This window comes from Pseudonocardia humida, assembly GCF_023898865.1.
Taxonomy (GTDB): domain Bacteria; phylum Actinomycetota; class Actinomycetes; order Mycobacteriales; family Pseudonocardiaceae; genus Pseudonocardia; species Pseudonocardia humida.
Window position 1 is genome coordinate 1 of sequence record NZ_JAGSOV010000021.1, and the last position, 22,410, is coordinate 22,410.

The window sequence follows — 22,410 nt, forward strand, 5'->3', positions numbered from 1 at the left end:
CCGCGCCCCGCCGCCCGCCGGGGCAACCGCGGCCGGGGGGCGGGGCGGTCCCGGGCCCCGCCACCGCTGTTCCCCGCTATTGGTCGATGATCAGGACCGCGGTCCTGGTCGGTCGGTGCGGTCAGCCACCGTTGTCGGCGCCGCCACCCTGGCCACCGGCGGCCTGGGCCTCGTCACCGGCGGCGGCGTCGTCACCGGCAGCGGCGTCGTCACCGGCAGCGTCGTCACCAGCGTCGTCGCCACCCGCGGCGGCCTCGTCACCAGCGGCGTCGCCGTCGGCGTTGTCACCGGCGTTGTCACCGGCGCCCTGGTCCTGGCCCTCGTCACCGGCGTTGTCGTCCTGACCGCCGCCGGCCCCGCCGACCTCGATGCGGACCGAGTCGATGGCCGGGGTCTGGTTCGCCCGCGACATCATCGGGGTGCGGTGCGAGCCGTCACCGGCCCACGAGGTGCACTGCAGGGTGCCGGCCTCGTCGATGCCCGGGACGTCGATCGTGACGGTGTCCGAACCCTCGCCACCGCCGTTGTCCTGGGTCGCCAGGAAGAACTCCGGCGCGCCCGACGAGTCGGGGGCCTCGTCGGTGCTGGGCAGGATGCGGCAGGCCGTGTGGAAGTGGCCGCGCTGCAGGTTGGTGCCCTCCTGCAGGAAGGAGGCCTCCAGGTAGTACCCGCCGACGGCGGCACCCAGGAACCGGTCGCGGACCAGGTTGCGGGTGGCCACCTGCAGCTGGAAGTCCTCGCCGACGCCGACGGCGTCGGGCGCCGCGGTGATCAGCAGCGAGGGCAGCCGGTCCTCCGGCGCGACCTCACCCATCGAGGTGTTCACGCACTGCGCGTCGCCGGACTGGAAGCCGGTGTGCGGGGGCAGGTTGCTGTCGGCGCAGCTCTGGCCGAGCACGTCCAGGCCGTTGGTGTTGCCGGGCGGGGGCTCCTCGGCGGGCGGCTCCTCAGCCGGGGGCTCCTCCTCGCCGGGGGGCTGCTCACCCTCGCCGGGCTGCTCACCCTCGCCGCCGCCGGGCTGCTCGCCACCGGGCTGCTCGCCCTCGCCGCCGCCAGGCTGCTCGCCGCCAGGCTGCTCACCCTCGCCGCCGCCGGGCTGCTCGCCACCGGGCTGCTCGCCGCCAGGCTCCTCGCCACCCGGCTCCTCGCCACCGGGCTGCTCGCCACCGGGCTGCTCGCCACCGGGCTGCTCGCCACCGGGCTCCTCGCCACCCGGCTCCTCGCCACCGGGCTGGCCGCCGCCCGGACGCCCGCCGCCGGGACGGCCGTAGCCGCCGCCGTCCTGCTGGTTGCCGACCGGGACGACGACGGTGTCGCCGGTGGGCTGCTCGCCCGGGGCCGGCGCGCCGTAGCCGCCGCCGTTGCCGCCCGACGGGGCGGAGGGGACCCCGCCGAAGTCGCAGGCGGTGGGCAGCAGGCACACGGCGAGCGCCGCAGCGGAGACCACCAGCTTGCGGCCGGCCCTCCGGTGTCGAGCGGTACTGGTCGGTGACATGAGTCGTGCTCCAATTCGGGGTTGGGGAGCGGATAGAGCCCGGTGGGCCTGGTGGCCCGCCGGTGCCGGCGTTCGAAGCGGGGAGCTAACGCCGGACGGAGTGACGTGGTCCTGTGCTGTTCACGGCCCGGTGGGTCGCGGTCGCGTTCTCCGGGACGCGGTGCGATCCGGAGTCCCCCGGCCGGTTCGACCCGGTCTCGGAGACGGTGCGGTAGCGGCCCGGCGCCGGGGGGTAGTGCCCGGAGCCCGGTCCCTGGCCGTACCCGCCGTTCGCGGGCGGGTAGTAGCCGGAGCCGTTGTGGTAGCCCGAGCCCGGGTAGCCGTCGTCGCGGATCGGCGGGCCGAGCGGGCCGGTCATGTCCGGGGTGAGGTCGGAGTTGATCCGGAAGGCGCCCGAGTCGGAGACCGGCGCGTAGTGGGGGGCGTCGATGGTCGGGTGCGGGCCGGTGTCCCGCACGCCCGGAGCGCCCAGGTTCCACTGCACCGAGGGCTCACCCGCGCCGGCGCGCGGCGACGGGATGACCGTCGTGCCGGAGACGGCGCTCGCGCCGACCGCCGCCTCGCGCGGGTACGCGGCACCCGGCATCGAGGTCTCGGCCGCGGACGGGGTGGAGCCGCCACCGACCGGGAGGGCGGCGACGGAGGCCCGGGCGGGCACCGGGGCGGCGCTGACGGTCGAGCCGACCGGGGCGCGGCTCTTGGTGACGGTGACCCGCTCGGTGGTCTGGGCCTTCTTCTTGCGCAGCGCCGAGAGCATCGCCACGACACCGATCATCACCGCGACGAAGACCAGGATCGGCAGGATCAGCGCCTGCGGGCCGGTGCCGTTGGTCAGCACGTTGGTCAGCGAGGCCTGCGTGATCGGCAGCTGGCTGTAGTCGACCAGGCCGGTGCTCTCCAGGTACTGGCAGTGCCGGGTGACGAAGGCGTCGGCGGTCTCGGCGAACTGGCGGATCAGGTCGTTGCGGGTGGAGACCCGCACGTCGTTGATGACCGGCAGCACGCCGCCGTGCGCGCCGCGGACGAGCTGGACGAAGGTCTGGTCGTAGTCCGAGCCGGTGGCCGCGGCGATCTGGTTCATCCAGGCCTGCTGCTTCGAGCTGGCCGAAGCGGGCAGCTGCACCCCCAGCTGCTCGGCGATCCGGCGGGTCTCCACGTCCAGCTCGGCGTGCTCCGCGGCCAGCTTGCCGCCCACGTCGCGCACCGCGGCGCTGGTGGCCATCTGCTGGGCCTGCTCGCTGGTCGGCCCCTCCCAGAGGTTGGCCTGGCGGACCGCGGTCAGCAGGTTGATGTCGTTCTGGGTGAGTGGGCCGAACGCGGTCTGCGTGGCGCCGAGACCGGCGCCGCCGGAGATCCAGGTCTGGTACACGGACGCCGAGACGGCCAGGACCACCGCTGCGATCAGCGAGACGCGGAGCAGTCGGGGGATGCGGCGGAGCATGGGGGCCTTCCTGATCATGTGGCGGGGGAGTCACACGAAGCCGAGCGGGTCGACGGTGGCGGAGCCTGTGGGGAGTCAGGGCATCCGCGTCACACGAAGTCGAACTGCTCGGTATGGACGCGATCCGCGGGGACCGACATCTCGTCCAGCACGTTCATCGCATCGACCACCATCCCCGGCGGACCGCAGATGAAGTAGTCGAGGTCCTGCGGGTCGCCGATGTCGCCGACGACCAGGCCCATCAGCTCGGAGTTGATCCCGCCGATGGGACCGGACCAGTCGGGACGGGGCCGGCGCAGGACCTCGGTCACCTCGAGGTCGATGTAGCGCCGCAGGGTGGCGAGCTCGTCCCGGAAGAACAGGTCCTCGGGGGCGCTGGCCACGACCACCAGCCGGTAGGGCCGGGGGTCGCCGCGGTGCGCGGCGGTGCGCACCATGCTGAGCATCGGGGTGATGCCCACCCCGCCGGCCATCAGCACGAAGCCGGCCGACGCGGTGGTCAGGTCGCTGGTGAACGCGCCGTGCGGGCCGTCGACCCAGACCGGCTGGCCCGGCTGCAGGCGCCGGATCCGGCGGGTGAAGTCGCCTGCGCCGCGGATCGTGAACTCGGTGAACTCGTCGTGCGCGCTGGAGGCGATGGTGAAGGGGTGCTCCTGGCCGGTGGCCGAGCGGTCGAGCCGGATCCAGGCGAACTGGCCGGGGGCGAAGGCCCAGCTGGTGGTGGAGCCGTCGCGGTTGCGGGTCTTGGGCTCCAGCACCAGCGTGGCGACCGTCGGGTTCTCCAGCCGCACGTCGCGGACCAGGAACTCGGTCGACTGGTCGTAGATGTTGCGCCAGATCCAGCGGTAGGCGAAGACCAGCACGACGGCGACGGCCAGCGCGGTGAGCACCAGGGCGAACGTCGGGTCGTTCATCAGCTGGTTGAGCAGCACGATGTGCATCGCCGAGGTGATCAGGACGACCACGGCGAGGGCGAGGTGGCTGGTCCGCCAGAACTCGTAGGACAGGTCGAACTTCCGGCGCAGGATCGCCAGCAGCACGATCGCGACGAGGCCGAAGGTGGCGATCGTGGCGTTCTGGGCCCGGCCCGGGGCCTCCGGGAAGTTCAGCAGCGCAGTGTTGGTGGGGTCGGCGGCGACGACGCAGGCCAGGTGCAGCAGCACCAGCGACGCGGTGACGATGCCCAGGAACCGGTGCAGGTCGATGATGTTCTCGATGCCGAACGCGCGGTTGAGCGAGCGGATCCGCGAGGGCAGCACGACGACGCACACCATCGCCGAGGTCGCGAGCAGGCCGGTGACGACCGACAGGTTGCTCCACAGCGAGATCCTGCGGATGCCGTTGCCCGTCACGCTCGGCGGCACGGAGAGCCACAGCAGCGAAGGCGCGATGACGATCACCGCAAACCCCGCGAGCCAGATGGCCCGCAACTGACGCTGTTCCATGGCCGGGACCGTATGAGACGCGCTCATGGTCGGGTTGCGAGTCTGAGAGGGCAGTGGGCCCGGAGTAGCGGCCGACGCGACGAGCGGTTAGCAGTTACTCCGTCTGCCCCAATATTTGGGCTGAACGCCGAGCAACGCCTTCAGAATGTGATCGAAGCTGTATGGGGAGCGAGGCAACCTGCCGCTCGCCGACGCGTCTCGACCACACGAGCCGCGCTGTCAGCCGCTGGGCTCGCCGTCCACCGCTGCGCCCACCCTACCGCCCGCCCGCGCCGGGCGGGCGGCGAAACCTGCTCGCAACGGATTCGACCCACCCGGACCGGCCCGTCGTGCCGCGTCGTCCTAGGTCACAGGAAGGTCACGGCAGGGGGGCGGATGGGGTTCCGTCGTGCCGGCCATCCGATGCCGCTGGGCGCGCGTGCGCTCGCGCTGGCCGTGTCCGCGCTGGTCGTGGCCGGTCGCGGCGCACCCGAGTACACCTACGTCACCAACTCCGAGGACCGCACCTACCTGCGGATCCCCAGCACGTGGCGGCCGCTCGACGACAAGGTCGATCCTCGAGGGCATGGGGGTCGGCTCCACCGGCGACCCGGAGCAGATCGGCTTCTGGCTCGAGGCCTACGACGCCGACACCGCCGAACCGTCCGTGGCCCACCTGTTCGGGCAGAACTCGAACGCGCCCGCGGTGGTCGTCGGCGTGCAGGACGTACCGCTCACCGTGCGCGGGCAGATCCCGCTCGACGTCGCACCACAACCACACCGGCGTCCGGCTGGCCCTGCCGGCGGGTGGGCGGCGGGCGCTGCCCGAAGCGACCCGGCTCGGACACGGCGGCGGCGACGACGCCGCCCGACCCGATGCCGTAGAGGTTCTGGGGCACCGCGCGCCCCTGTTGGCCACCGCGCCTACGTCATGACATGTGCGCGGTGGCAGTAGGTGCGCGCGCTGGCCCACCACGACAAAGGCCCGCTCCACAGGGGCGGGCCCCGGTCGTAGGTCGAAGCTCAGCGGTCCCGACTGGTCGACGTCCCCCCCGGGCGCGTCTCCACCTCGTCGTCGTCCACGTCGTCGTCCGGGTCGCGCTTCACCAGGTCGAGCCCACCCGCGCGCCGGTCGTCGCGCGTGCTGCCGGTGGGCGCGGGGGGTGCGGTGACGGTGCCGACCGGCGAGGTCTCGGCCGCCGCCCCGCGCCGACTGGCGGCCTGGGACTTCTCCAGCACCGAGGCCACCTCGGCCAGGTCGGCCAGCAGGTCCTGCAGCCGATCGGTGCTGGAGTCCAGCGGTGCGGTGGCCAGCACCCAGGACTCCTCGGCCCAGACCAGCTCCACGTCGTCGCCCAGCGCGTCGGCCGCGGCGGCCAGCCGCGGCGTCAGCAGGGGGCGCGCGGCGTCGGCGTCGGCCACGAAGGCGTACCGGTCGCCGACGGGCTCGAGCAGGTCGAGACCGGCGTCGTCGGGCAGCGGGGCCGAGGGCAGCCGCAGCTCGACCGCGGCCGGTAGCGGCTCCCCCACGTGCACCGCGACCAGCACCGACGTCGGGCGGCCCGCCTGCTCGTGGTCGAACACGTAGGCCTGGCGGTCGCCGTCGGGGGTGGGCACACCGCCGGACATCAGCCGCCGGGCCACCCCGGGACCGCCCTGGCTGATCGTCCCGTACCGCCACCGGCTGGGCAGGACCGGATCGGAGTCCAGGTACTCCCAGCCGCGCAACGCCGCCCACTTCTTGCGGTCGCGGGCGCCCGACCCGGACGATCCCCCGCCCCCGCGCTCGCTCAGCAGCAGCGCCGCGCCAGCCAGCACGGCCACCACCGCGATGACGAACCACACCGTCGACGAGAGACCCACGCCACGAGGGTAGACCCGGGGACCCCCCGCAGCCGGGACCGCCACGGGGGTCGGGCGCCCCACTGTCACCCGGCGGGGTGCCCGGGACCCCCGATCAGTGCGCGGTGACCGGGTACGCCCGCCCGACCACGAGCTGCCCGGTGCCGCCGCTCGCGGACGGGTCGAGGTCGACGCGGACCGTGTCGCCCTCGCGGACCGCCCCGGACAGCAGCGCGCGGGCGAGCTGGTCGCCGATGGCCGACTGCACCAGCCTGCGCAGCGGGCGCGCCCCGTAGACCGGGTCGAAGCCGTTCATCGCCAGCCACTCGCGCCCGGCCTCGGACACCTCCAGCGAGAGGCGCCGCTTGGCCAGCCGCTTGCGCAGCACGTCGACCTGGATGTCGACGATGTGGGTGAGCTCCTCGGTGGACAGCGCGTGGAAGACCACCACGTCGTCGAGCCGGTTGAGGAACTCCGGCTTGAAGTGCCTGCGGACGACGTCCATCACCGCGTCCCGGCGGCCGCGGTCGTCCAGGCCCGGGTCGGCGATGGCCTGCGAGCCCAGGTTCGAGGTCAGCACCAGGATGGTGTTGCGGAAGTCGACCGTGCGGCCCTGCCCGTCGGTGAGCCTGCCGTCGTCGAGGACCTGCAGCAGCGTGTCGAACACGTCCGGGTGGGCCTTCTCCACCTCGTCGAACAGCACCACCGTGTACGGCCTGCGGCGCACCGCCTCGGTCAGCTGGCCGCCCTGGTCGTAGCCGACGTACCCGGGCGGGGCGCCGACCAGCCGGGCCACCGAGTGCTTCTCCGAGTACTCGCTCATGTCGATGCGGACCATCGCCCGCTCGTCGTCGAACAGGAAGTCGGCCAGCGCCTTGGCCAGCTCGGTCTTGCCGACGCCGGTGGGCCCGAGGAACAGGAACGACCCGGTCGGGCGGTTCTCGTCGGCGACGCCCGCCCGGGCGCGGCGCACCGCGTCGGACACGGCGCGCACCGCCTCGGCCTGCCCCACGACGCGCCTGCCGAGCTCGTCCTCCATGCGCAGCAGCTTGGCCGTCTCGCCCTCCAGCAGCCGGCCGGCCGGGATGCCCGTCCAGGCGGAGACGACGTCGGCGACGTCGTCCGGGCCGACCTCCTCCTTGAGCATCACGTCGGCGTCCGGTGCGGTGACCGCGGTGGACTCGGCGAGCTTCTTCTCCAGCGCCGGGATCCGCCCGTAGCGCAGCTCGGCGGCCCGGCCCAGGTCGCCGTCGCGCTCGGCGCGCTCGGACTCCCCGCGCAGCGCCTCCAGCTGCTCCTTGAGCTCGCGGACGCCCTCGATGGCGCCCTTCTCGTTCTGCCAGCGGGCGGTGAGGGCGGTCAGCTCCTCGCGCTTCTCGGCCAGCTCGGCGCGCAGCGCCTCCAGCCGGTCGCGCGAGGCGGCGTCGTCCTCCTTGGACAGCGCCATCTCCTCGATCTCCAGCCGGCGCACGGCGCGCTCCACGGTGTCGATCTCCACCGGGCGGGAGTCGATCTCCATGCGCAGCCGCGACGCCGCCTCGTCGACCAGGTCGATGGCCTTGTCCGGGAGGAAGCGGGCGGTGATGTAGCGGTCGGACAGCGCCGCCGCGGCGACCAGCGCGGCGTCGGTGATCCGCACGCCGTGGTGGACCTCGTAGCGCTCCTTGAGCCCGCGCAGGATGCCCACGGTGTCCTCCACCGACGGCTCGCCCACGTAGACCTGCTGGAAGCGGCGCTCCAGCGCGGGGTCCTTCTCGATGCGCTGGCGGTACTCGTCCAGCGTGGTCGCGCCGACCATGCGCAGCTCGCCGCGGGCCAGCATCGGCTTGATCATGTTGCCGGCGTCCATCGCGCCCTCGCCGCCCGCGCCCGCCCCGACGATGGTGTGCAGCTCGTCGATGAACGTGATGACCTGGCCGGCCGAGTCGGTGATCTCCTTGAGCACGGCCTTGAGCCGCTCCTCGAACTCACCGCGGTACTTCGCGCCGGCGACCATCGAGCCCAGGTCGAGCGACACGACGCGCTTGCCGCGCAGCGACTCCGGGACGTCGCCCGCGACCACCCGCTGGGCCAGGCCCTCGACGATCGCGGTCTTGCCGACGCCCGGCTCGCCGATCAGCACCGGGTTGTTCTTCGTGCGCCGCGACAGCACCTGCACGACGCGGCGGATCTCGGTGTCGCGCCCGATCACCGGGTCGAGCCTGCCCTCGCGGGCGCGCTCGGTCAGGTCGACGCCGTACTTCTCCAGCGCCTGGTAGGTGCCCTCCGGGTCGGGGCTGGTGACCCGCGAGCCGCCGCGCACCCTGGCGAACGCCTCGCGCAGTGCCTCGGGGGTGGCGCCGTGCCTGCGCAGCAGGTCGGCCACCTGTCCCCGGGTCGAGGCCAGGCCGACCAGCAGGTGCTCGGTGGAGACGTACTCGTCGCCCATCTCGGTGGCCAACTGCTGGGCGGCGCTGATCGCGGCCAGCGCCTCGCGGGAGAGTTGGGGAGCGCTCACCGTGGCGCCCGCGGCCGAGGGCAGCCGGTTGCCCAGTGCGGTCAGCTCGGCGCGCACCGACGCCGGGTCGGCGCCCACGGCGGTCAGCAGCGGGGCCGTGATCCCCTCACCCTGGGCCAGCAGCGCGCCGAGCAGGTGGGTGGGGCCCACGTCGGGGTTGCCGGCGAGCGATGCGGCCTGGACGGCGGCGGAGATGGCCTGCTGGGTCTTGGTGGTGGGGTTGAAGGAGTCCATCCCTCACGTCCTCCTGCGGTCGTTCCCGGGCATCGATCAGCCCGTCCTCTCGGACAACGCCAGAAAAGTTGAGTCTGTTCCGCTCATGTCTGACCGGTTCATCCGGACGGTGACGCTCGGCGCCCGGCCCGTAACGTCGCGCCGTCGACCGACGACCTCGTTCCCCGAGGGCGCCCGTCCCCGGAACCGGGGACCCGCCGTGCCACGATCCGGTGGCGCACCGCGATCGGACTGTCACGATCCGTTCGCTGTGGCGATAGGGTGCCACGCCGAGACCCCGGCGCGAACCACGCGCGCGGGCACCGCACCGCAATGCGGCGCAGAGCAGCGAGAGAGGAGCCGGCCGCATATGACCGTGGACCAGCTGCTGACCGCCGACGTCGAGCCGCCCGCCGAGGAGCACCCGCCCCCGCCGGCCAGCGCCGACCTCGTCCGGTCGAGCTTCGCGCTCATCGAGCCGCGCGCCGAGGAGGTGGGGCGGGCCTTCTACGCCGGCCTGTTCGGCCTGGCCCCGGCCACCCGGGCCATGTTCCCGGTGAACATGCAGGTGCAGCGCAGCCGGCTGCTGCGCGCGCTGGTGCACGTCGTGCAGCAGGTCGACCGGCCGGAGGTGATGGTGCCGTTCCTCGAGCAGCTCGGCCGCGACCACCGCAAGTTCGGGGTCGTCGGCGAGCACTACGAGGCCGTGGGCACCGCCCTGCTCAACGCGCTGCGCGGGGTCGCCGGACCGGCCTGGACACCGGCGGTGCACCGGGCCTGGAGCGAGGCCTACGCGGTGGTCGCCGGGGCCATGCGCACCGCGGCCGAGGCCGAGCGCGGGCCCGCCGGCCGGCTGGGCCAGGTCGTCGGGCACCGGCGGATCGGCTGGGACATCGCGGTCGTCACCGTGCGCGCCGAGGAGCCGGTGCCCTACCTGGCCGGCCAGTACGTCAGCGTGGAGACCCCGCAGCGCCCGCGGCTGTGGCGCTACCTCTCCCCGGCCAACGCGCCCCGCCCGGACGGCCTGCTGGAGTTCCACGTGCGCGCGGTCGACGGCGGCTGGGTGAGCCGGGCCGTGGTCGCACACACCGCCGTCGGCGACGTGTGGCGCATCGGACCGCCGATGGGGCGGATGCACCTCGAGCCCGACACCGGCCGCGACCTGCTGATGGTGGCGGGCGGCACCGGCTACGCGCCGGTCAAGGCGGTGATCGAGGAGCTCGCCCGCCGCCCGCGCCGGCCCGCCACCCAGGTGTTCGTGGGCGGGCGCTCCTGGGACGACCTCTACGACCTCGCCGCGCTGCGCGAGCTGTCCTACCGCCACCCCTGGCTGGACGTGGTGGCCGTCGTCGAGGGCGACATCGACGCCGGGCGGCCCGCCGACGGCGAGGCACCGGCCGCCGAGCAGGGCACCCTGGCCGACGTCGTCACCCGCTACGGGGCGTGGGCCGACCACGACGTGCTGGTCAGCGGCTCGCCGGCGATGATCCGCTCGACCGTCTCGCGGATGCTGGTGGCCGGCACCCCGCTCGACCGCATCCGCTACGACCCGTTCACCATGGACTGACCGGGCCGCACGGGCGCCGGTCAGCTCCGGCGCGGCCCGGGCCGCCACACCACCAGCGCCTGCCGCCGGTCGACCGGCACCAGGTCGCGCCGGTAGGACGCGTGCACCGACGCCGCGGCGTGCTCGGCCGCCGTGTGCGCGGCCAGCAGCTCGTCGGCCATCTCGGCCAGGCGCGTGCGCAGCTCGTCGACCAGCTGCTCCAGCTCGATGATCCGCTTGATGCCGGCGAGGTTGACGCCCTCCTCCTGGGAGAGCCGCTGCACCTCGCGCAGCAGGGCGATGTCGCGGGCCGAGTACCGCCGCCCGCCGCCGGGCGACCGGCCGGGGCTGACCAGCCCCAGCCGGTCGTAGCTGCGCAGCGTCTGGGCGTGCAGCCCGGCCAGCTCCGCGGCCACCGAGATCACGAAGATCGGCGTCTCGGCGGTGGCACCCGGGGGCAGCCCGACCCCGGCCGCCGGGCGGCCGGGGTCGGGCGTCGGGCGACCGGTCGTCACCGGGCACCGCCGAGCAGGTCGGCCCGCGGGTCGTACGCCTTCGTCGCCTCGGCGTAGGACTGCAGGGCCGTGGTGGCCGCGTCGTCCAGCCGGCTGGGCACCGCCACCTCGACGGTGACCAGCAGGTCGCCCGGGTTGCCCGAGCGCTTCTGCACGCCGCGCCCGCGCACCCGGAAGGTGCGCCCGCTCGCCGTGCCCGGCGGGACCTTCAGCGACACCGTCGAGTCCAGCGTCGGCACCGTGATCGTGGTGCCGAGCACCAGCTCGGGGTAGGTGACCGGCACGGTGAGCGTCAGGTCGTCGGGGTTGCGCTCCGAGCGGCCGAACAGCCGGTGCGGCTCGACGTGCACGCGCAGCAGCAGGTCGCCCGCCGGGCCGCCGGTCGGTCCCGGCTCGCCCTTGCCCTTGATCCTGATCTGCTGGCCGTCGGTGACCCCGGCCGGCACCCGCACGGTCAGCTTGCGGACCTGCGTGGTGACGCCCTCGCCGCGGCACTCCGGGCACGGGTCGTCGATCAGCCTGCCGGTGCCCCGGCAGTCCTGGCAGGGCTCCGAGAACGCGAACGCCCCCTGGCTGCGGCTGACCAGGCCCACCCCGGCGCACGTCGGGCACGTCCGCGGCGTGCTGCCGGGCCGGGCCCCGGTGCCGGCGCACCGCCGGCAGCGCGCGGGACCGGCCAGCCGCAGCTGGACCTCGGCCCCGCGCACGGCATCGGCGAACCCGATCCGCACCTCGTTCTCGATGTCGGCGCCGCGCTGCTGGGTGCGGGCACCGGCGGACCGCCCGGCGCCCGCACCGCGGCCGCCGAGGATGTCGCCGAACAGGTCGCCGAGGCCACCGCCGCCGGCACCGGCCCCGGTCCGCCCGAGCAGGTCGTTCAGGTCGAACCCCTGCCCGCCCGCACCGCCGCCGAAGCCGCCGGGGAAGCCCTGGCCGCCGCGGAACCCACCGGCACCGCCGGCGAACAGCGACCGGGTCTCGTCGTACTCCCGGCGCTTCTTGTCGTCCGAGAGCACGCCGTAGGCCTCGGACACGGACTTGAACCGCGCCTCGGCCCGGGCGTCGCCCGGGTTGGCGTCCGGGTGCAGCTCGCGGGCGAGCTTCCGGTACGCCTTCTTGATCTCGTCAGCCGACGCGCTCGAAGCGACGCCCAGCTCGCGGTAGAAGTCCTTCTCGATCCAGTCCCGCTGGGTCACTCCGCCTCCTCACGCAGTCCGACTCACGCGGTGGTCCGCACCGCCTGGCCCCTCAGTCCGCCAGGCGGTGCTTGCCCGACCCCTTCACACCGTCGACGTCGCCGTCGGGCTCCTCCGCCGTCCCGTCGTCGGGCCGGTCGGCCACCGTCACCATCGCCGGGCGGAGCACCCGGTCGGCGATGCGGTAGCCGCGGCGCAGCACCGACGACACGACGGTGACGGTGGGGCCGGGCTCGGAGCTGGCCTCGTGCTGCACGGCCTCGTGCACCGACGGGTCGAAGGGCTCGCCCTCCAACCCGAAGGCCTCCAGGCCCAGCTTCTGCACGACGGCCGTCAGCTTGTCGGCGACGGCCTTGAACGGGCCGGTCAGGTCGCCGTGCTGCTCGGCGCGGTCGACGTCGTCGAGCACGGTGAGCAGGTCGCCGACGAACTGGACGCGGGCCCCGACCAGCACGGACTCGCGGTCGCGGTCGACGCGGCGGCGGTAGTTGGCGTACTCGGCGCTGAGCCGCTGCAGGTCGGCGGTGCGCTCCTCGAGCTGGGCGGCCAGCTCGGCCGCCGACGCGTCGTCCGCCCCGCCGTCGGGGGGCCCGCCCCGCCCCGCCCGGGCCGCGGCGGGGGCCGCGGCGGCGGCCCCCCGGGCCTCCCCGGTCACCGGGTCGATCCGCCTGCGGTCCCTGACCACGACCCGCTCGCCCTCGGCGGCGCCGTCCCCACCGCCGGCCGAGCGTTCGTTGCGATCGGTTGGGTGGGTCACTTGCGGTCCTTCTCCTCGTCGACGATCTCCGCGTCGACCACGTCGTCGCCCTGGTCCTGGGCCTGCTGGTCACCACCGGGCTGGCCGGGGGCACCCTCGGGCTGCTGCTGGTAGAGCGCCGAGCCCATCTTCTGGGACTCGGTGGCCAGCCGCTCCATCGCCGACTTGATGGTGGCGGTGTCGGTGCCCTTGAGGGCCTCCTGGGCGTCGGTCAGCGCGCTCTGCACGTCGGACTTGACGTCGGCCGGCAGCTTCTCGTCGTTGTCCTTGACGAACTTCTCGGTCTGGTAGACCAGCGACTCGGCCTGGTTGCGGACCTCGGCCTCCTCGCGGCGGCGCTTGTCCTCCTCGGCGTGCTGCTCGGCCTCGCGCATCATCCGGTCGATCTCGTCCTTGCCCAGGGCGGAACCACCGGTGATCTGCATGGCCTGGCTCTTGCCGGTGCCCATGTCCTTCGCCGAGACGTTCACGATGCCGTTGGCGTCGATGTCGAAGGAGACCTCGATCTGCGGCACGCCCCGCGGGGCGGGCGGCAGGCCGGTCAGCTCGAACATGCCGAGCTTCTTGTTGTAGGCCGCGATCTCGCGCTCGCCCTGGAAGACCTGGATCTGCACCGAGGGCTGGTTGTCGTCCGCGGTGGTGAAGATCTCCGAGCGCTTGGTCGGGATCGTGGTGTTGCGCTCGATCAGCTTGGTCATCACGCCGCCCTTGGTCTCGATGCCCAGGGACAGCGGGGTGACGTCGAGCAGCAGGACGTCCTTGACCTCACCGCGCAGCACACCGGCCTGCAGGGCGGCGCCCACGGCGACGACCTCGTCCGGGTTGACGCCCTTGTTGGGCTCCTTGCCGCCGGTCAGCTCGCGCACCAGGTCGGTGACCGCGGGCATGCGGGTGGAACCACCCACCAGGACCACGTGGTCGATCTGGCCGACCGAGATGCCGGCGTCCTTGATGACTTGGTTGAACGGGTTGCGGGTGCGGTCGAGCAGGTCGGAGGTGATCCGCTGGAACTCCGCCCGGGACAGCGTCTCGTCCAGGAACAGCGGGTTCTTGTCCGCGTCGACCGTGATGTAGGGCAGGTTGATCGTCGCCGTGGTCTGGCTGGACAGCTCGATCTTGGCCTTCTCCGCGGCCTCGCGCAGGCGCTGCATGGCCATCTTGTCGCGGGTCAGGTCGATGCCCTGGGAGCTCTTGAACTTCTCGACCAGCCAGCCGATGACGCGCTCGTCCCAGTCGTCGCCACCGAGGTGGTTGTCACCGTTGGTCGCCTTGACCTCGACCACGCCCTCGCCGATCTCCAGCAGGGACACGTCGAACGTGCCGCCACCGAGGTCGAACACCAGGATGGTCTGGTCCTTGTCGCCCTTGTCGAGCCCGTAGGCCAACGCGGCCGCGGTGGGCTCGTTGACGATGCGCAGGACGTTCAGCCCCGCGATCTGCCCGGCCTCCTTGGTGGCCTGGCGCTGCGAGTCCTCGAAGTACGCCGGCACGGTGATGACCGCGTCGGTGATCTCCTCACCGAGGTAGGCCTCGGCGTCGCGCTTGAGCTTCTGCAGCACCCGCGCCGAGATCTCCTGCGCCGAGTACTTCTTGCCGTCGATGTCCTCGGTGGCCCAGCTCGAACCGATGTGCCGCTTGACCGACCGGATGGTGCGGTCGACGTTGGTGACGGCCTGGTTCTTCGCCGACTGCCCGACCAGCACCTCGCCGTTGCGCGCGAAGGCGACGACCGACGGGGTGGTGCGAGCACCCTCCGAGTTCGCGATGACCGTCGGCTCGCCGCCTTCGAGGACGGCGACGACCGAGTTGGTGGTCCCGAGGTCGATACCGACCGCACGAGCCATTGTGGTTCCTCCGATGGAGCTTGAGTTCAGGTCGCTCAAGTTTGGCACGTCCCAGCTCGGGCTCTGGATCCACCCTTGAGCCGGGTCCGCTCAACTTGCTCACCTCGCCCAACGCGCCACCCCCCGCCCGTGTTCCCGGCGCCGTGGATCTCTCGGCGTCGACCCCTGAGCTCCAGCTCACAGCGCTTCTCGCGCCCTGGCCGGCAGAGCGGCTCCGTCACGCTCAACTGGCGAGAGCGACTCTCGTCCCGTCAGGTGGCGGGAAAGCGACTCTCGTCCGGTTCACGGGGGCGGCGGCGCAGCACAATGGGGTCTTCGCAGGACGGGCGTGGTCCTCGCAGCTTCCGCGCGCCCTGCGCGGACGCTGCCCGCTCTGCGAGGACGCACCGAAGCCCCGAGGACCCGGCGACGACGCCGCTTCTCCCCCCGAGGCCCCTGCTCGATCTGAGGTCGCTCGCCGCGTAGGCGCCGCCGGAGGCGCTCTTCACCCCGTCAGTGATCCACGCCGCTCGTCCGAGGCTGGGCACGCCGCCCGGCAACGTTCCTGCTTACCGAGGGCGTCCGCGCGCGCCCGCTCCGATGGAAGAGCTCGTCGGAGGGAGGGGAAGTGCGCCTCCGGCGGGGGCCTCGGCTCGAGCAGGGGGGTCGAAGTGCCCCGGCGGGGGTTGCCGGGGAGATGGCGGTCCCGGTGGGTCCCGGGGCACCGCGCGCACCGTGTCTCCACCGCGCACATGTTCTGACGTGTGCGCGGTGGAGAGTAGGTGCGCGCGGTGGCGGCTGGGTGCGCGGTCGGGCCAACGGGCGTGGGGGCGCGGTGGTGTGCGGGGCGGCCGTGGAGGCCCGCCGTCACCGGCCCCGCTTGCGGGGCTTCCCCGGCTCCGGCCCACCCAGCGGGGCCGCGGGTCGCGGTTCCACCCGGCCCGCCGACGCCGGTGGCAGGGGGTCGTCCACGGGGGCCAGGACGCGGTGGCGGGCGGCGTCGTCGACGGGCTCGTCGGTTTGCGCCTCGCGGTACTCGAGTTGGCCGTCGGGGCCGAGTTCGGCGACGTAGCCCGCGGCCATCGCCTGCTGCTCGTCGAGGTCGACGAGGACCTCCCAGCGGCAGGGGGTGACCTTGTAGTCGGGCCAGTCGAGGTGGCCGTAGGCGTCGTGCAGGTCGGCGAGCAGGCCGACGAAGACCTGCTGCCAGCGCAGCGGCATGGACTGCGCCAGCGAGCGCGGGACCACGAGGTGGTCCAGGGTCGCGCCGGGGACCGGGCGGTCGAGGTAGTCCCGCACGGGGGTGGTGGAGGCGGGGACCACGGGTTCGGACGGCAATTGCGGCTCCTGCTGCTTCCTGCTGCGTGTCCTGCTGCTGCCTGGCACGGGGGACCCTGCCGATACTCCCACGCGCGCCGCGGGCCCCGACCGGGCTCGGGCCCGGGCCGGGTCCGGTCAGACCCGGTCGTACCCGGCGACCCGCCAGCCGGACTCGGTGTCGACGACCAGCACGCGCAGGGTGACCGCGTCGGTGGGCACCTCCACCTGCACGTTCCGCTCGGCGACCCGCACCGGGGACGGGTCGCCGGTGACCCGCGTGGCCGGGATGTTCTCCGGGTCGACGCCGGAGAGCACGCCCAGGTACTCCTCGGTCGTCAGGGGGCGCAGGCCGTCGAGCCACACCCGGGCCGGAGTGCCCTCGTCGGGTCGCACCCACGCCTTCGCCCACCGCTCGGCGGCGTCCAGCGCCTCGGGCGGGACCTGCGACAGCGGCAGCGGCGACACCGCCGACGACGAAGGGCCGGTGCCCGGTGTCGAGCGCGGGGTCCCGGCCGACGGGTTCGCTCCCGCCGACGGCCTGGCCGTCGGCGAGGTGAGCGGGGTGGCGGGCTCGGGGCCCCGGAGGTAGCCCAGCCCGACGGTCACGCCGACCGCCACGAGCAGCACCACGACCACGACTGACGCCAGTCGGGCCGGTGAGCGCAGCGGCCACTGCCAGATCGCGCGGTAGGCGGCGGACCGGCCGCGCGGGGTCCTGATCGGCACCGGGGTTCCTCGTCGGGATGGGGGCGTCTACTCGGGGCGGTAGGACGTCGGGCTGTAGGCCGACTGCGTGGTGCGCGGCCGGTAGATGCGGTACACCGGCACCCCGTCGACCAGTTCGGCCTGCACCGGGCGCGCTCCGCCCGGGCGCAGCGGCACCGCGTCCGGGCGGCGGTAGATGACCCGGTCGTCGACCTCGGCCGGGTCGTAGGCGCCGGGGTTGCCGCCACCGCCACCCGCCCCGATCCCGCCGCCCCCGCTGGGGAGGGCGGGGCGCCGGGCGGCCGGCACCGGGACGGGCGCGGACATCTGCTCGACCTCGGTGCGCTGCACGGGCCGGCGCTGCGGCGGCACGCGGGCGGCGCCCGCCGCGGCCTCGGGGCGGTGGCTGTCGGGGTCGTCCGCCCCACCGGCGCCCGAGCGGCGCTCGTCCCACCAGCGGCTCTGCCGGTCCTCCGGCGGGCCGCCGCGCATCCGCTGCCAGACCCGGCCCATCGGCCCGGAGCCCGCGCCGGGCACGATGCCGCCGAACGACTCGCGGGTAAGCGAGACCATAGACACGAGCCGGCGGAACGGCCGGGCGACCGCCCACAGCACCACCGTGACCACGCCGGTGACCAGCAGGGCCAGCCAGAGGTCGATGCCGGACCCCGGCCGGAACAGCGAGACCACCAGCAGCGCGTGCAGCCCGGCCAGCGCGCCGACGATCAGCGCGTTGACGATGGCCGCGCCGGCCACGCGCAGCAGCGCGGGCAGCACGTCCGGCTTCAGGATCGCCACCACGGCGACGGCGGGCGCGGTCATCACCAGCAGCCGCAGGATCAGCATCGCCACCAGCACCAGCACCTTGCTCAGCAGCTGGAACAGCGCGATGCACAGGGCCTGCACGACGGCCAGCGCGCCGGCGCCGACCCGGCTGCCCGACACCCCCTGGAAGTACGGGTAGCGGTCGCCCATGCGCTCGCCGATGGCGGCGAAGTCGGCCTTCTTCTGCTCGGCCAGCTCCGGCGTGGCCAGGTTCTCGGCCACCTCCGGCTTGGTGAAGGTCTGCGCGCGCAGCAGGTCGCGGCCCAGCTCCTGGGCCTGCGGGACGTCCGGGGCGCCGAACTCGCCGCGCAGCCAGTTCTGGTAGATCACCTGGTCGACAAGCACCGTCGGCAGGGTGTCGCGGTTGCCGAGGCCGACCTGGCCGAGGAAGCCCTCCTGCATCTGGGTGACGCCGTCGAGCAGGAGCGGGTCGGCCGCCTTCGCCCAGTCGATCGGGGCCAGGTAGGCCGCAGACCCGACGACCAGCGCGGCCACGCCGAACGCCGCGCGTTGGGCCTGCCTGGCCAGATCGCCGCGCAGGGCGAAGACGAGCAGCACCACCGCGAGCAGCAGCAGCGCCGGGCCGATCCAGTTGCTGAAGACCGCGTCGTACATGGCCCGGGTGCCGTCGCCGATCAGACCGTCCAGCGGGCTGAGCAGCTCGCCGCCGTCGGCGATGAGGTAGTGCGCCCAGTTGACGCCGCCGACGGCGAACTTGGCGACGTTGAACGTCTGGTTGCCCAGCCAGGTGTCGGTGGTCGACGCCGGGTTGAACACGGCGCTGCCCGCGCAGCCGAGGTCGTAGTTGTGCCAGATCAGGCCCGCGTAGCCGACCTCGTCGTAGACGCTGCCGGGTTCGCCAACCCCGTACGTCGGCGGATCGAGGGAGCCGACCAGGCCGGTGCCGGGGCGGTCGGGCTCGGGGGACTCCTTGCAGGAGAACGGCTGGGCCATGGCCGTCGAGCCGAGCAGGACCGACCCGCCGACCATGCCGATCACCACGAGGACGGCCGGCCAGCGGCGCCGGTGCACGACCCCGGACGCCGCGTCGCGGGCCCGACGCCGCTTGCGCGCGGCGACCAGCACCGCGGCGAGCACCACGAGCACGGCGGGCAGCCACCCGGCGACCGCCGACGGGCCATCCGGGATCACCGAACGACCCTCCCGCTCGTCCGCACGTCGTCGTCGGGGACCGGTCCGCTGCCGTTGCGGTGCCCGGGCGGGTGGGCCGCGAGGTCGTCGTCGGCGCCGTCGACGCCCGGGTCGACGTCGCCGAGCAGGTCAAACTCCTCGTCGTCGAACAGCTCCGCGGAGTACGCCCCGCGACCATCAGGGGTCTCGTGGTGCAGGCCGTTGCCGTTGGGCGCCTCGTCGGGCGGGTCGGCCGGGAGCCGTTCCCGCCCGGTGGCCGCGGCGCGCGGGACCGCGCGCGGCGGCGCCGACGGCGCCGGCTCGGCCAGCAGGCCGTCCGGGTCGTCCAGCTCGGCGAAGTCGGTCTCCAGGTCGCCCGCGATGCCGCCCTCGTCGCCGAACTCGGCGAGGTCGAGCGTGACGCCTGCGGGCGGCGCGGTGACCGGCTTGGCGGGTGGCGGCTCGTCGGGCGCGCGGACCGCCGCCGGCACGTAGGGCGAGGCGGGACCGCGCAGCGAGACGCGGCTGGCGTCCGGGTTGGTGTCCAGCGCCTCCCGGACGTGCTCCAGGTGCGGGGCCTCCAGGTCGATGCGGATCTTCTCCACCCCGCCGTGCCCGTCGGCGAAGACGAACTGGCGCGGGGTGTCGTCGGGGCGGTCGTCGTGGCGGGGGCGGGGCGAGAGCGTGCCCAGCATCTGCTCGTAGCCCACCCCGATGGGCACCTTCAGCAGCCGCAGCGCGTCGTTCTGCGCCTCGCCGTCGTCGGTGCGGCCGACGAACACCGCGTTGACCAGGGAGGCGAAGCCGGACACCCGTAGCAGGTCGCCCGCCAGCTGGGAGGCGAACAGCGCCCGGACGTTGAACTTGCGGGAGTCGCGGGCGAGCCGGTCGATCAGCACCTTGCCGGTGGGCACCTGGGACAGGAAGTGCGTCTCGTCGAGCGCGACGCCCTTGCGGGTGTTGCGGTCGGCGTCGTAGATGGTGCGCTGGGTCAGCCAGGAGGCCAGGTTGAGCAGCTCGACGGCCAGCGACTCGCCGTCGGTCCACTCCTCACGCGGGCTGCCCGGTCGGGGCAGGGTCATCCCCTGCATGGTCAGCACGGTGAGCCGGTAGTCGCGGTCGGCCTGCCACGGGTCGTGCCGGGAGGTGTCCGGGAACAGCAGCGCGGCCTGCGGCAGCTCGCGGCGCTCGTCCAGGAAGTCGGCCACCACACCGGCGTGGTCCTCGCCCTCCCTGGCGTGCCTGCGCAGCGCGTCGATGACCATGCCGGGGTGCCGGTCGGACGCGCCGCCCACCTCGCGGACGGCCCGCAGCAGCACGATGCGGGTGTGCGGCAGCCGGGCGACGTCGTAGGGCAGCAGCCCGGACATCACGTCGAGCACGAGCCTGCGCCGGGTGGCGCCGGCCAGCGAGCGCTCGCGTCGCCACGCCCGCTCGGCGTCCTCCTCGTCGGCGAAGTGCTCCGGACGCGGCTCGGCCACGACGCGGTACGGGTTGAGGATGCCGGGCTCGGCCCGCAGCAGGTTGATGTGGCGGGAGAACGGGGCCAGCTCGGGGAGCCGGGTGAGCTCGGCCAGCGGGCCGGACGGGTCGAGCACCGTCCAGCGCGCGCCGGCGCGCAGCGTCTTGTAGACGACGAGCCCGGTCAGGAACGACTTGCCCGAGCCGAGGCCGCCGACGATCGCGGTGAGGCCCGAGGCCCGCCGCACCTCCTGGGCCAGCCACGGGTCCCAGGCGACCGGGCGCCGGGTGGCCGTGCACGTCTCGCCGATCATGATGCCGCGGCGGTCGCCCACCGAGGCGGTGGCCGCGGGCACCGCCGCGGCGGCCCAGGTGACCGAGCCGCGACGGCGGTAGGCGGTGGAGGCCAGCGGCTCGCCGGGGATGAACTCGCGCGCGTAGCTGTACTGCGCCTCCGGGTGCTCGATCTGCACCTTCGGCCGGTAGACGTCGAGCACCTGCTGGGCGCGACTGATCGCCTCGGCCTCGTCCTTGCCCGAGACGGCGATGCGCCACCAGCCGTAGAGCCGGGAGTTGAGCTGGGTGAGCCCGCTGGTGAGCTCGTCCTCGATCTCCAGGACTCGGTCGGCCTGGCGGGCCAGCGACATCGGCGGGTCGAGGTCGTGGTCGTGGGTGTAGTGCCGGATCTGGCTGCGCACCTTGCCCATCTGGCGCTGCAGCTCCCCGGTGACCTCCTCGGGGCGGCGGACGTAGATGCGGGCCGACCACTCCACGGGGAACGGCAGCCGGTCGGAGTGCTGCATCCACGGGTCGTCGATCTCCGGGATCCGCAGGCCCTCCATCAGGCCGACCGACAGCACGGCCACGTTGCGGGCCACGGTCTGGGAGCGGATGCGCCCGACGACGCGCACGGTGGGCGCGTACGGCTCCTGGTCCATCTCGACGCCGTCGGTGAACTGGGCGAGGTCCTCGGTGTCCCAGCGGGTGACGCCGCCGGGGGCGACCGACAGCGTGCGCGGGGCGGGCAGCCCGAGCGCGCACGAGCGGTGCATCAGCCAGCCGATGTCGTCGGCAGTGGCCGGGACGGCGTCCAGGCCGCTGCCGGCGACCAGCGCGTCGATGTGGCCGACCTCGGAGGCCAGCGCGGCCAGCTCGGCCCGCACGGCGGCCGGCGCGATCCGGCCCAGCACCGGCGCGGCCATGTCCACCCAGCGGTCGAGCGCGTTGCGACCGGAGACCTCGACGCCGAGGAAGACCTCCTTGTCCGACATCGACAGCCCCATCAGGTGGCGCTGCTCCCCCTCCAGGAACGCGTCCCAGCCCAGGGCGCCCGCGACGTCGGGCATCCGGCCCAGCGCGTTGTGGTCGAAGGACTCCGCCCACATGTGCACGGGGTAGGGCCGGGTGGTCACCCGCAGGTGCAGCCAGCGGCCCTGCAGCTCGCCGAGCTGGGCGGCGATCTGGCGGATCAGGACCTCGCGCTGGGTGTCGCTGCGGAAGCTCCAGGCCTGCGCGGCCAGCCGGTACCAGGCCATGACCTGGGTGCCGGTGCGCGTCAGGTGGCCCTCGATGGAGCGCAGTGCGATGTTCGGCTGGTACTTGGGCAGGTTGGACTCGCCGGCCCGGGACCGGCCCCGCCTGCTGCGGCGGTCGGCCTTGCGCCCGGCCTTCTCGGCATCGCGGGCCGCGGCCTGGGCCGCCTTGGCCGCCGCCCTCTCCGCCTTCTTGTCAGCCCTGGCCATGGCCCTGCCTCCCCGGACGGCCGGCGGCACGCCGACCGGTGTTCGCGGGACGGTTGTGGCCGGCGCGCACCGGCGCCTGGGCGGTGTGCACCGCGGCGCGGCGGGTCGTCCGCGGCCGCACGGCCGGGCCCTTGCGCACGTGGGCCGTCCGCACCGGTCCGCCGGTGCCCGCGGTGCGCCGCCGCGGCCCGGTGATCTCCTTGCGGAACAGGGCGACGACCTGGCCGAGGGGGCGCTCGTAGTCGATGCGGTGGCCGAGGAACCGGGTGATGAGCACGGTGATGATGAGCGCCCACGCGACGGAGAAGAAGTCGAGCCCGATGCCGATCCGCCGCTGCACGAACATCACCGCGATCATGACCAGCAGGCCGAGCCCGTAGCTGACGTATCGCGCGCGCCACGGGAACGTGGCCCGAGGGGGGCCCAACCACACGGCGTCGACGCGGTAGACCTCGTCGTCGGTCCGAACGAGCACCC

The 22,410-nt window shown here is 74.0% G+C and carries 15 protein-coding genes; 1 reads left to right on the forward strand and 14 read right to left on the reverse strand.

The features are described 5' to 3' along the window. Positions 1-121: 121 nt before the first annotated feature. The 5 genes from KDL28_RS10090 to clpB form a co-directional block, all read right to left on the reverse strand. Entirely contained in the window at positions 122-1,447 is a 1,326-nt protein-coding gene (locus KDL28_RS10090) for a hypothetical protein (protein WP_252437166.1), read from the reverse strand. 133 nt (positions 1,448-1,580) lie between these two features. Further along, positions 1,581-2,936, reverse strand: a complete 1,356-nt coding sequence (locus KDL28_RS10095) for a DUF4142 domain-containing protein (protein ID WP_252437168.1) — start codon at positions 2,934-2,936, stop codon at positions 1,581-1,583. Positions 2,937-3,025: 89 nt separating this feature from the next. Further along, the gene (locus tag KDL28_RS10100; RefSeq protein WP_252437169.1) at positions 3,026-4,381 is read right to left on the reverse strand and encodes a ferredoxin reductase family protein; all 1,356 of its coding nucleotides are present in this window, start codon (positions 4,379-4,381) and stop codon (positions 3,026-3,028) included. Positions 4,382-5,383: 1,002 nt separating this feature from the next. After that, on the reverse strand, positions 5,384-6,223 hold the full coding sequence (locus tag KDL28_RS10105; RefSeq protein ID WP_252437171.1) for a TtfA family protein: 840 nt from the start codon (positions 6,221-6,223) through the stop codon (positions 5,384-5,386). A 94-nt stretch (positions 6,224-6,317) separates the two neighbouring features. Beyond that, positions 6,318-8,933, reverse strand: a complete 2,616-nt coding sequence (clpB, locus tag KDL28_RS10110) for an ATP-dependent chaperone ClpB (protein WP_252437172.1) — start codon at positions 8,931-8,933, stop codon at positions 6,318-6,320. Positions 8,934-9,282: 349 nt separating this feature from the next. On the opposite strand from clpB, the gene KDL28_RS10115 reads away from it, so the two are divergent. After that, entirely contained in the window at positions 9,283-10,479 is a 1,197-nt protein-coding gene (locus KDL28_RS10115) for a globin domain-containing protein (protein ID WP_252437176.1), read from the forward strand. A gap of 20 nt (positions 10,480-10,499) precedes the next feature. Here KDL28_RS10115 and KDL28_RS10120 read toward each other — a convergent pair whose 3' ends face one another. The 9 genes from KDL28_RS10120 to KDL28_RS10160 form a co-directional block, all read right to left on the reverse strand. Continuing rightward, positions 10,500-10,973 carry a heat shock protein transcriptional repressor HspR gene (locus KDL28_RS10120; RefSeq protein WP_308215982.1) on the reverse strand — a complete coding sequence of 158 codons (474 nt, stop codon included), beginning with the start codon at positions 10,971-10,973 and terminating at the stop codon, positions 10,500-10,502. Further along, positions 10,970-12,169: a molecular chaperone DnaJ gene (dnaJ, locus tag KDL28_RS10125; protein ID WP_252437178.1), complete on the reverse strand. Its 1,200-nt coding sequence runs from the start codon at positions 12,167-12,169 to the stop codon at positions 10,970-10,972. The genes KDL28_RS10120 and dnaJ overlap by 4 nt, the downstream gene beginning before the upstream one ends. 52 nt (positions 12,170-12,221) lie before the next feature. Then, the gene (grpE, locus tag KDL28_RS10130; protein WP_372496940.1) at positions 12,222-12,926 is read right to left on the reverse strand and encodes a nucleotide exchange factor GrpE; all 705 of its coding nucleotides are present in this window, start codon (positions 12,924-12,926) and stop codon (positions 12,222-12,224) included. Continuing rightward, the gene (gene dnaK / locus KDL28_RS10135) at positions 12,923-14,770 is read right to left on the reverse strand and encodes a molecular chaperone DnaK (RefSeq protein WP_252437181.1); all 1,848 of its coding nucleotides are present in this window, start codon (positions 14,768-14,770) and stop codon (positions 12,923-12,925) included. Before dnaK ends, grpE begins: the two co-directional genes overlap by 4 nt. A gap of 846 nt (positions 14,771-15,616) precedes the next feature. After that, complete coding sequence (locus KDL28_RS10140; protein WP_252437182.1) at positions 15,617-16,087, reverse strand: hypothetical protein; 471 nt, start codon at positions 16,085-16,087, stop codon at positions 15,617-15,619. Between the two features lie 117 nt (positions 16,088-16,204). Further along, on the reverse strand, positions 16,205-16,795 hold the full coding sequence (locus tag KDL28_RS10145; RefSeq protein WP_252437183.1) for a hypothetical protein: 591 nt from the start codon (positions 16,793-16,795) through the stop codon (positions 16,205-16,207). 27 nt (positions 16,796-16,822) lie between these two features. Next, on the reverse strand, positions 16,823-18,751 hold the full coding sequence (locus KDL28_RS10150) for a hypothetical protein (protein WP_252437184.1): 1,929 nt from the start codon (positions 18,749-18,751) through the stop codon (positions 16,823-16,825). Continuing rightward, entirely contained in the window at positions 18,748-21,933 is a 3,186-nt protein-coding gene (locus KDL28_RS10155) for an ATP-binding protein (protein ID WP_252437185.1), read from the reverse strand. The genes KDL28_RS10150 and KDL28_RS10155 overlap by 4 nt, the downstream gene beginning before the upstream one ends. Then, positions 21,920-22,408 (reverse strand): hypothetical protein, encoded by a 489-nt coding sequence (locus KDL28_RS10160; protein ID WP_252437186.1) that lies wholly within the window; start codon positions 22,406-22,408, stop codon positions 21,920-21,922. The genes KDL28_RS10155 and KDL28_RS10160 overlap by 14 nt, the downstream gene beginning before the upstream one ends. Positions 22,409-22,410 lie beyond the last annotated feature (2 nt).